Below are 10,151 nucleotides of genomic sequence, written 5' to 3'. Positions count from 1 at the left end.
GCGGATTGGCGGAAGCGGACCTTCGAACTTCTCGATCTGAACTAGAGCGTGCTGTCCGGAACAGCCCTGGGCGAGTCGTGAGGTCCCGATATCGGGGGTGAGCGTGTTGGGGTTGCCATGCACGCAGAGGCTGTTCACGTCTGATGGATCGATCGGATCGTACCACGCACCTGTGGAGAGTTGGACTACCCCGCGGCTCATGTCATCGCTGAGGATGGCACCGGCCAGGCAGCTACCGCGGTCGTTGAAGACCTTGACCACATCACCGTCCACGATACCGCGGTGTGCGGCGTCCGCCGGGTGGAGCCGGACCGGTTCGCGGCCCTGCACTTTCGAGGCCTGGCTGACTTTTCCCATGTCGAGCTGGCTGTGTAGGCGAGTCCGGGGTTGGTTCGCGATTAGGTGCAACGGGAATTTCCGCGCTCGCTCTGACCCAAGCCACTCTGACGGCTCAAACCAGGCCGGGTGACCGACGCAGTCGTCATAACCGAAAGCGTCGATCTCGGACGAGAAGATTTCGATTCTTCCACTGGGGGTGGCAATCGGGTGAGCGTCGGGGTCAGCGCGAAAGTCTCCGAGGAGGACGACATCGTTCGGGGCAGGCAACTCGAGGTAGCCCTCGTGCCAGAATTCTTCGAAGGGCGGGATCACCAACCCGTGCTGGGTGCGCACCCGCTCCTGCCACTGCGAATACAGGTGCGTGAGCCACTCGCGCGCTGTCCTCCCCTCGGTGAACTTCTCCCCGAAGCCCAATGCGTCGGCGATGGCCGCGAAGGTGCTGTAATCGTCGCGGGCCTGTTCATAGGGTGCGATCGCCTGATGCATTGCGACCAAGCAGGGGTCGTTTCGCGAACCGCCGATGTCCTCGCGCTCCAAGGATATTGTGGACGGCAGCACAATGTCGGCATGTCGGGCCATCGGCGTCCAATAGGGGTCGTGAACAACGATCGTGTCGGGTCGGGCGATAGCCCGACGAAGCCGCCCAATATCTTGATGATGATGGAACGGATTCCCTCCGCACCAGTAGACCAGGCGAATGTCCGGGTACGTGAGGCGCTGACCGTTGTAGTCAAACTCTTCGCCTGGACGCAGCAGCATATCCGAGACTCGGGCAACGGGAATGAATGTCGAGATCGGATTTCGGTTCTGCGGCAGGGTGGGTAGCCCGAATGGCAGCCTGCCGGTCCCGACTTCGGCCATCGACCCGTAGCCGTGGCCAAAGCCGCCTCCGGGCAATCCGATCTGGCCGAGCATGGCGGCCAGCACGACACCCATCCATGGGGCCTGCTCCCCATGCTCGATTCGCTGCAGGGACCAACTGACGGTGATCAGCGTGCGTTGCACCGCCATCCGACGCGCGAGCAACCGGAGCGAGTCTGCCGGGATTCCCGAGATCTGCTCGGCCCACTCCGGCGTTTTGGGTTGGCCGTCATCGAGCCCCCGAAGATAACGCACGAACTGGTCGTACCCCTCACAGTAGCGCTCGAGAAACGCAGTATCGTGCAAGCCTTGGCTGTCGAGGACGTAGGCAAGTGCCAGCATGACTGCCACGTCGGTGCCAGGTCGCAGAGGATGCCACGTGACGTTCGGGCCAGAAAGATCATCGCGGAGCGGGCTGAACAGAACGAACTCCGTACCGCGCTGCGCGGCGAGGTGCAGGTAGTCGGCCCCGATGTGCCGGGACACTCCACCGGGACTCACGCCGAGGTTCTTCAACGTAATGCCGCCGAAACACACCATAAGGTCGGTGTGTTCGGCGATGATTGGCCACGCGGTAGCGCGTTGAAATACGTCGCCATAAGCACCGACGACGCGCGGGAGGATCACCGCGGAGGCGCCGAGACTGTAGGTGTTGACCGAACTGGTGTAGCCGCCAAGGCCATTGAGGAAGCGATGAACCTGGCTCTGTGCGTGGTGGAATCGCCCGGCGCTGGCCCAGCCGTAGGAGCCGCCGTAGATCGCCTCGGCGCCATGGACGCCAACCACACGCTGCAGTTCCTGCGCGAGCCGTTCGGTAATCTCAGCCCAGTCGACGGCAACGAACGGCTCGCTGCCGCGGCGTTGCGATGGTCCGGGCCCACCGTCCAGCCAGCCCGCTCGCACCATGGGCTGAGCTATTCGGGCGCGATGCCGCGTGGATCCCGGGATGTTGTCGAGCAGTGACGATGGGTTGGTGTCGCCTTTAAAGGGGTGCACCGCGACCACCTCGCCGTCGCGCACCTCCGCTTCGTAGGTGCCCCAGTGTGAAGTGTGTGGGTGAAGGTTCGTCGCCTCGGCGTCGACGTCGCTCATGGCATGCTCCAGGTCAGGTCGTCGCAGAGCCGAATGGCGTCGGGTGCGTGGGCAAATGCTGCAATCGGGCGCGCCGGATACGCGGCCGTGGGCCGTCCGGCTTTAGCAGTCGCCCTTCTCGCCATAGCGCGTCGGGCTGCGCCCGGGCGGCAGAGGTGACCAAACCAGACACGCTGCTGCGCTCCTTCACGATCTAGATCCTGTGGGCATTTCTATCATCGGTGCATTCAGTATTCAATAGGTCGCGTTGGCTCGGCGCGGTCACATCGCTCGGCGGCTGGACGGTACCCCCGGCCAACGCGCTGATCCCGAGCCGCACGTGGTTGACCGGGGCGATACCGCGCCCGGGTTCATCGAGATCGACCTGATCCGCCACGAGCGCGGAAGCGCGTCTTGGCGAGTTTGTCTTACCTCACCGTGACCGCCCTCGCCACCCGGGTGGACCGTGAATCGAGCAGCGTACAAATGGGATCAGAAGAGGGTCTGCGTTCGGCCCAAGACTCAATCTGCTGGTCTACCAGTCGGTGGCAACGTACTTGGTCTCCAAATACTCATTGATGCCTTCGTAGCCACCTTCCCGTCCGAGTCCCGATTGCTTGACACCGCCGAATGGTGCAGCGGGGTCGGATATCAAGCCTCGATTGAGTCCGACCATGCCAACCTCAAGCCGCTCGGACACCCGTAGGCCGCGGGCAAGATCTCTGGTGTAGACGTAGCCGGCTAGCCCCAGCTCGGAGCTATTGGCGATCGTCAGTGCGTCGTCCTCATCGCGAACGCGGATGATCGGCGCCACTGGACCGAACACCTCCTCTGTGGCCACCGGCGAGTCCCGCGGAACGTCGGTGAGTACCGTTGCAGGGTAAAAGAAGCCGGGTCGTGCAAGTCGTACCCCGCCGATCAGTGGGTGGGCACCAGCGGCAACCGAACGATCCACCTTGTCCGCGATGCCGGTCAGCGCCTTGGCGTTGACCATCGGACCGAGCTGGGTGTCTTCGTCCGTCCCGGCTCCGACCCGGAGCTCTCCCATTCGCTTGGCGAGCTTCGCGGCGAACTGGTCGGCGACGTCCTGCTGCACCAGGAACCTGTTTGCTGCGGTGCACGCCTGCCCGCCGTTGCGGATCTTAGCCAGCATTGCTCCCTCGACTGCCGCGTCGAGGTCGGCGTCATCGAGCACGACGAACGGTGCATTGCCGCCGAGCTCCATCGAAGCGTTCACGATGCGGTCGGCAGCCAACTTGAGAAGCTGTGTGCCCACGCCCGATGACCCGGTGAACGACAGCTTGCGCACTCGTGGATCGGCGAGCGCCTCCGTCACCAGCTCACTTGCCCGGTCGGTCATAACCACGTTCACCACGCCCGGCGGCACGCCGGCCTCGGTAAGCAACTGGGCTACCAGCAGCACGGTCAGGGGGGTTTCTTGAGCCGGCTTGACCACCACGGAGCACCCGGCGGCCAGTGCGGGCGCGAGCTTACGGGTCGCCATCGCCGCGGGGAAGTTCCATGGGGTCACGAGCAGCGCGACCCCGACCGGTCTACGGAAGGTGAGGATCCGGTTTGCTCCCGACGGCGCGCTCCGAAGCGCACCGTCGATCCGGACCGCCTCCTCGGCAAACCACCGAAAGAACTCGGCCGCATAGGTTGCTTCGCTTCGGGCATCGCTCAACGACTTGCCCATCTCCAGCGACATCAGGTAGGCGAGGTCCTCCTTGCGGGTGATCATCAGTTCAAAGGCTCGGCGCAACACCTCGGATCTCTCGCGGGGCGCCCGCGTCGCCCAGCCAGGGCCGGCCCGGTGCGCCGCGCTGATCGCCGCGGCCAAGTCCGTTGTGCTCGTACGTGGTACAGCAGCGATGACCGTGCCGTCCGAGGGGTTGCGTACCTCGAAGCTGCCCGCCGGGCCAGGGGGCGTCACCAGTCGCGCGATCACGTCGTTCATCGATGCGGAGGCGCTCATGACTGCACCGCTAACGCCGCCGCCAGGATGTCCAAGCCTTCGTTCAGCAGATCGTCGCCGATCACCAGCGGCGGCAAGAACCGGAGCACGTTGCCGTAGGTGCCCGCTGTCAACGTCATCAGGCCCTGCTGGTGACACGCGGCCGAAACTCTGGTGGCACGCTCCGCGGCAGGGTTGTGGGTTCCCGCTTCGACCAGTTCGATGGCCATCATGGCGCCACGGCCTCTGATATCGCCGATCGTGTCGAAGGTGGCGGCCATCGCTTCGAGCCGTCGTCGCATGACGGCCTCGATGCTCCGCGCCCTGCCTGCGAGGTCCTGCTCGCGCATGGTTTCGATCGATGCGATCGCCGCCACACACGACAGCGGGTTGCCGCCGAACGTGCCGCCGAGACCACCTGCGTGCACCGAGTCCATCAGGTCGGCTCGGCCGGTCACCGCCGCCAGCGGTAGTCCACCGGCAATACCCTTTGCCGTTGCGATCAGGTCTGGCTGGATCCCTTCGTGCTCGCTGGCAAACCAGTCGCCGGTGCGGCAGAAGCCGGTCTGCACTTCGTCGGCAATGAACACGATGCCGTGATCACGGCACCACTCTGCAACATTGGCCAGGAAACCGGGCGCTGGAACGATGAATCCACCTTCGCCCTGAATTGGTTCAACGACGACAGCGGCACAGTTGGTCTCGCCCACCTGGGTATGAACCTGCGAGGTGAACTGGGCGAACGCCTCGGATGCACAGTTGTCCGGTCCGGTCGGCCATCGATACGGGTACGCCATCGGCATCCGGTAGACCTCTCCCGCGAAGGGGCCGAACCCCTCCTTGTACGGCAGGTTCTTGGCAGTCAAAGCCATCGTGAGGTTAGTGCGACCGTGGTAGGCGTGCTCGAAGGCGATGACGGCCTGGCGCCCGGTCGCGGATCGCGCGATCTTGACTGCATTCTCGACAGCCTCAGCACCCGAGTTGAACAAGGCGGTGCGTTTGGGACCCGAGCCCGGGGTCAGCTCATTGAGAAGTTCGGCCACCGCGACGTAACTTTCATACGGGTTGACGAGGAAGCAGCTGTGCGTGAAGGCGGCAACCTGGTCCCGGACGGCCTCGACTACCCGTGGCGCGGCGTTGCCGATCGAGGTGACCGCGATACCAGAGCCGAAGTCGATCAGCTGGTTGCCGTCGACGTCGCGCAGGATGCCGCCACCGGCCTCGGAGACGTAGACGGCAAGTGTGGAGCCGACACCCGCGGCGACCGCAGCCGCCTTGCGGTCATGCAGGGCGCATGACCGTGGCCCGGGGATCTCGGTCTTCAACACACGCCGCTGGTCAATCACTGGCATATCGTCCCTTTCTCGGGATCTGGGAGGAACATCGATGAGACGGGCCGCGTTGGACTCTGTGGATGCGCCGCCTGCTGAGCGGCGCTGACAAGGGCGCCGAAGAGGCGCATCTGGGTCGGATCGGTTGTCGCCGTGTCCTCGGGGTGCCATTGGACGGCGAGGGTCCAGCCGGCGACCTGACCGAGGGCCGGTTCGAGTGCCTCGACGGTTCCGTCGAGGCTCGTCGCGACGGCTCTTAGCTTCGGTGCGATCGTGCTCACGCACTGGTGGTGGTAGCAGGACACGGTCGGATTGTCACCGACCACCGTTGACAGGGTCGACCCAGGAAGCACCGTCACTGGATGAACCTGGCCAACATGGCTTTTCAGTCCCAGCCCAGGGTCGTTCATATCCGGGCGAAGCGTCCCGCCGAGGGCCACGTTCAGCACCTGCATGCCGCGACAGATCGCCAGCAACGGGATACCGGCGTCGACGGCCCACCTGGCCAGCGCCAAGTCGAACCCATCCTGTTCGATGTCCACGCCATACTGTGTGGCGTGCCAGGCCGACCCGGTCCAGGTAGGCGAGATGTCGCCGCCGCCTGGCAGCACAACACCGTCGGCGAACGCCAACCGCTCTGCGACGTCCGGGTCGCACTCCGCTCCACCGGGAGCATCGGGGTGCACAACAAGGGGTTCACCGCCGGCGCTGTAGATGGCCTCCACAAGGGTCCGAGGAAGCACCTCGCCGCGAAAGCGCAGTGCGGACGCCGTCTCCGTGAACCTCGCCGGAACAGCGATCAATGGACGGCGTGCTCGTGCGAGACCGGTTGGCATGTCGAGTGTTCCTTCCGGAGGTCCCATCGTTCGTATACAGTATTCAACATGTCTCTCAGTGCGATGTCTACCCCCACCCCGGCGCAAGTGCCATCTCACGTGGAGTCCGGCGAGGGTCCTCCCCTCGTCTTTCTCCATTCCATGGCAGGCAGTTCGGCATCCTGGTCAGAGCAGTTCGCGGCGATGTCTGCCAACCACCGCTGCATCGCCTGGGACATGCCTGGCTTCGGCGAGAGTCCGAGTGCTGAGCACACGAGCATGACCGAGATGTCCGATCTGGTTGTTCGGATGCTCGATTTCCTTGGCATCGCCGAGCCCGCGCACCTGGTGGGACTGTCGGTGGGCGGCATGATCGCCCAGGAATGCGCGGTACGGCACCCTGAACGCTTCGCGAGCCTGGTGATTCTGGATTCCGCGGCGCAGTTCGGCAACGGCAGCGCCGCAAACAGCGACGAATGGGCGGCGACGATGATCGCGACGATCAACGCCACGCCGGTGCCGGACTTCTGCCGCGAGATGGTGCAGTCCATCACCGCGTCCGGGCTCTCCGCCGAGGCCACGGCACGTGGCGTCGCGGCGATGTCACGGGCAACGAAACCCGGGCTTCGGCTCGCCACCCGACTGATCGCGGGCCATGACACTGTGTCGGCCCTGCCTGGCATGTTGTTACCGACCCTGGTCATCGTGGGCGAGCACGACCCAGAGACTCCGGTCGCCTATGCACAGCGCCTGGCCGAGCTCATCCCCCACGCCACCTTGTCGGTCATCCCCGACTGCGGGCACCTGAGCAGCCTCGAGGCGCCGATAGCGGTCAATCAAGCCCTGCGCGCCCACCTGAAGCGGACAGCCCGATGAAGGCCGCGGTGTTGCGCGAGCGTGGTGCGCTCGCGATCGAAGAGGTGGCAGTCGGGTCCCCCGAGCCGGACGAGGTGGTGGTTCAGGTCGCCGCATCGGGGCTGTGTCACACCGACCTGCACTTCCTCGATGGCCACCTGGCCACACCGATGCCGACCGTCCTGGGTCACGAGACCGCCGGCGTCGTGCTTGAGGTCGGTGCGGCGGTCCACGACCTTCGACCGGGCGACCATGTCATCGGCTGCCTGTCGGCGTTCTGCGGCCACTGCGAGTACTGCCTGTCCGGGCAGCTCTCGATCTGTGAGGGCGCCGGCCAACTCGCGCGCCAAGGCCTAGATCCCAGACTGTCCGACGCGACGAGCACTCCGATCAACCAGTTCATGCACCTGTCCGCATTCGCCGAACAAATCGTCGTTCATCGCAATGCCCTGGCCAAAGTCTCGTCCCAGCTACCACTGGACCAAGCTGCGGTGATCGGCTGCGCGCTCATCACTGGTTTCGGAGCGGTCACGCGGACCGCGCAGACAAGGCCCGGCGAGTCGGTCGCCGTCATCGGGTGTGGAGCAGTGGGCCTGTCGATCATCCAGTGCGCGCGCCTGGCCGGCGCGCTGGACGTGATTGCGATCGATGTCAACCCGGCCAGGCTGGCAGTCGCATCCACCCTTGGCGCAACCGCGACGATCGATGCAGGGATCACTAGTAACACGATCGACGCCGTACACGAGCTCACGAGCGGTCGCGGCGTCCACACGGCGTTCGAGGCGGTCGGCAAACCCGACTTGGTGCGCTCTGCGCTGCTGATGACGCGTAAGGGCGGGCTGACCGTGATGGTCGGCCTCATGTCGCCGCAGGAGGTGCTGACGTTGCCATTTCAGCCCTTTGTCGCCGAGCGCCGCCTGATGGGTTGCGACATGGGCTCCAACCGGTTCCCGATCGACATGCCCCGCATCGTCTCCCTCTGCCTACAGGGCCGGCTGAACCTCGGTGATATGTTAACGAAGCGGATCGCGCTGAACCAGATCAACGAAGGGTTCGAGGCCATGCGCTCGGGAGTTGGCATCCGCACAGTCGTGGACTTCACGCTCTGATCTGGCCGACTTGCTACGCGGAGGGGTGAAACGCATGACGGCGTCTGGGATGCGGCGAATCGACGTTCCCCATCGTCGGCTGGCCGACGCCGCGTACGAGCAGCTCATCGATGCGATCGCATCCGGTTATATCGGGCCGTCCGAGCGCCTGGTGCAGGAGCGCCTCGCGACCGAACTCGGAATCAGCCGTACGCCGCTTCGTGAGGCCCTGCTGCGACTTGAGCAGGAACGCGTCCTTGAACGGGCAGGGCGTGCTGGTTTTCGACTGCGTCACGCCACTGCAACCGAGGTCGAGCAGATCTATCGGGCCCGGGGGGCGATCGAAAGTGACGCAGCCCGCTACCTGGCAGAGCGCGGCACTGCCGATGACATCGCGGAAATCGAACGGGTCATCACCGAGGAAGAGTCGGTCCCGCTGGACTCAGCCGCCGACTACTACGACTCCATCAGGCGCATCCATCGCGAGTTCGTTGCCCGAACCGACAATCCATACCTGCTGGACATGTTCGACCTCTTGTGGAACCAAGCGGTGAGCGTCCACCTGTTCACCTCCACGATGTCCGAAGAAGCGCTGCTGAAATCGGATCGAGAACACCGCGAGCTACTCGCCGGCATCCAAGGCTGCACCGGCGATGAGGCGGCCGCGACCATGCGCGAGCACATCGCCAATGGACTGCAGATTCAGCTCGCCGAGATCGCGGACAGCACCAGGTAAACCCTAAGTCTTTGCGCGCGGCTCGAGCACGCGCCGAAGGGCAGCAAAGACCTCCTCGGGGCGCTCTGGAGTCTCGAAGGCAAGCACGGTGGTGCCGGTTGAGACCGCGCGAGGGTCCACACCGAACAGCGCGATGGCCTGATCCAGTGCCGCATCCACCTCAGACACGGGGTCGGCGCACTCGTCCCGTAGGTACCGGCGCAGCACGTGATTGTGCGCGGCAACGACAGTTGCGGCCATCAGCTCGGCACGAAGGGCCGACCGCGCGCCTTCATCAATCCAGCCATCGATGAACTCACGAAACAGGCGTTGGTAGGCGGCCACGCTCGCGATCTCCCGATCACGCAAGGCGGGAATGGTGCTCGTCAAACGGTAGCGGTGCCGGGCGCGCTCCCCCTCGCTCACGTAGTAGAGCATGACCAATCGGACCGCATCGGACACCGCCGTGATTGCCGTGGCCTGGTTTGATGTCGCCAGCCTGGCCGCCACCTGCTGCCGCAGCCGCTCGTGGTCAGGGAAGATCACGTCCTCCTTGCTGCGGTAGTAGCGAAAGAAGCTGCTCCGGCCGACCCCTGCCCGTTCGGCGATCTCCTCCACGGTGGTTTGCTCATAACCGAACTCAGCGAACAGCGCGAACGCCGCATCTGCGAGGCGGTCTCTGGCAGACGCCCTGCTCATCTCGCAGTCCTTTCCACTTGTCCCGTTGAGCGGACACACTTTGCCATCTGAGACTCCATCCCATATAACTGGGACTCAGTCTAGGTGAGGTTTGAATATGGCTACTACTGAGTCCGACCTGCCGTTCGAGTCGGTTTACGATGCCGAGTCGCTGACCGGGTTCGATCCGGTGGTCCGGCTTGGGGTGCCGGGGGGGTACCCGTATACGCGGGGGGTGTATCCGTCGATGTATACGGGTCGGCCGTGGACGATGCGGCAGTATGCGGGGTTCGGGACGGCGCGGGAGTCCAATGCTCGGTATTGTCTGTGATCGACTACTTGTAGGCCGTTTCGGCGGGGTTTACCTGCCGAGTCAGTGGCTGGTTTCCTGCCAAAAGAGCGCTAAGAATCCGGCCAGTCCTGCCCGCTCCTTGTGCACGGGGT

Annotated in this window: 9 protein-coding genes; 4 read left to right on the top strand and 5 right to left on the bottom strand. The window is 64.5% G+C overall.

Features of this window, described 5'->3' with window-relative positions; genetic code table 11:
* The 4 genes from FGL98_RS23920 to FGL98_RS23905 all read right to left on the bottom strand — a co-directional run.
* Positions 1–2,292 (bottom strand): molybdopterin-dependent oxidoreductase (locus FGL98_RS23920; RefSeq protein ID WP_146321243.1); only part of this gene is annotated, 2,292 nt, incomplete at its 3' end.
* A gap of 514 nt (positions 2,293–2,806) precedes the next feature.
* Positions 2,807–4,246 carry an NAD-dependent succinate-semialdehyde dehydrogenase gene (locus FGL98_RS23915; protein WP_146321241.1) on the bottom strand — a complete coding sequence of 480 codons (1,440 nt, stop codon included), beginning with the start codon at positions 4,244–4,246 and terminating at the stop codon, positions 2,807–2,809.
* Entirely contained in the window at positions 4,243–5,577 is a 1,335-nt protein-coding gene (gabT, locus tag FGL98_RS23910; protein WP_146321239.1) for a 4-aminobutyrate--2-oxoglutarate transaminase, read from the bottom strand. The genes FGL98_RS23915 and gabT overlap by 4 nt, the downstream gene beginning before the upstream one ends.
* Entirely contained in the window at positions 5,568–6,392 is an 825-nt protein-coding gene (locus FGL98_RS23905; protein WP_146321237.1) for a gamma-glutamyl-gamma-aminobutyrate hydrolase family protein, read from the bottom strand. Before FGL98_RS23905 ends, gabT begins: the two co-directional genes overlap by 10 nt.
* Before the next feature lie 48 nt (positions 6,393–6,440).
* On the opposite strand from FGL98_RS23905, the gene FGL98_RS23900 reads away from it, so the two are divergent.
* From FGL98_RS23900 to FGL98_RS23890, 3 genes are read left to right on the top strand one after another with little or no spacing between them, the layout of a single operon-like run.
* Positions 6,441–7,247, top strand: a complete 807-nt coding sequence (locus tag FGL98_RS23900; protein ID WP_146321235.1) for an alpha/beta fold hydrolase — start codon at positions 6,441–6,443, stop codon at positions 7,245–7,247.
* Positions 7,244–8,335, top strand: coding sequence for a Zn-dependent alcohol dehydrogenase (locus FGL98_RS23895; protein WP_146321233.1), 1,092 nt, complete (start codon positions 7,244–7,246; stop codon positions 8,333–8,335). The genes FGL98_RS23900 and FGL98_RS23895 overlap by 4 nt, the downstream gene beginning before the upstream one ends.
* A 34-nt stretch (positions 8,336–8,369) precedes the next feature.
* Positions 8,370–9,050: a GntR family transcriptional regulator gene (locus FGL98_RS23890; protein WP_146321231.1), complete on the top strand. Its 681-nt coding sequence runs from the start codon at positions 8,370–8,372 to the stop codon at positions 9,048–9,050.
* Positions 9,051–9,053: 3 nt separating this feature from the next.
* Here the strand turns inward: FGL98_RS23890 and FGL98_RS23885 are convergent, their stop codons facing one another.
* Positions 9,054–9,728 (bottom strand): TetR/AcrR family transcriptional regulator, encoded by a 675-nt coding sequence (locus tag FGL98_RS23885; RefSeq protein WP_146321229.1) that lies wholly within the window; start codon positions 9,726–9,728, stop codon positions 9,054–9,056.
* Between the two features lie 97 nt (positions 9,729–9,825).
* On the opposite strand from FGL98_RS23885, the gene FGL98_RS23880 reads away from it, so the two are divergent.
* A complete protein-coding gene (locus FGL98_RS23880) occupies positions 9,826–10,038 on the top strand; it encodes a methylmalonyl-CoA mutase family protein (RefSeq protein WP_425461025.1) in 213 nt (70 codons plus the stop codon).
* Positions 10,039–10,151 lie beyond the last annotated feature (113 nt).

The organism is Leekyejoonella antrihumi (assembly GCF_007845645.1).
Taxonomy (GTDB): Bacteria; Actinomycetota; Actinomycetes; order Actinomycetales; family Dermatophilaceae; genus Leekyejoonella; species Leekyejoonella antrihumi.
Note: the sequence above shows the minus strand (reverse complement) of the source record. Positions and strands in the feature narration are given on the sequence as shown.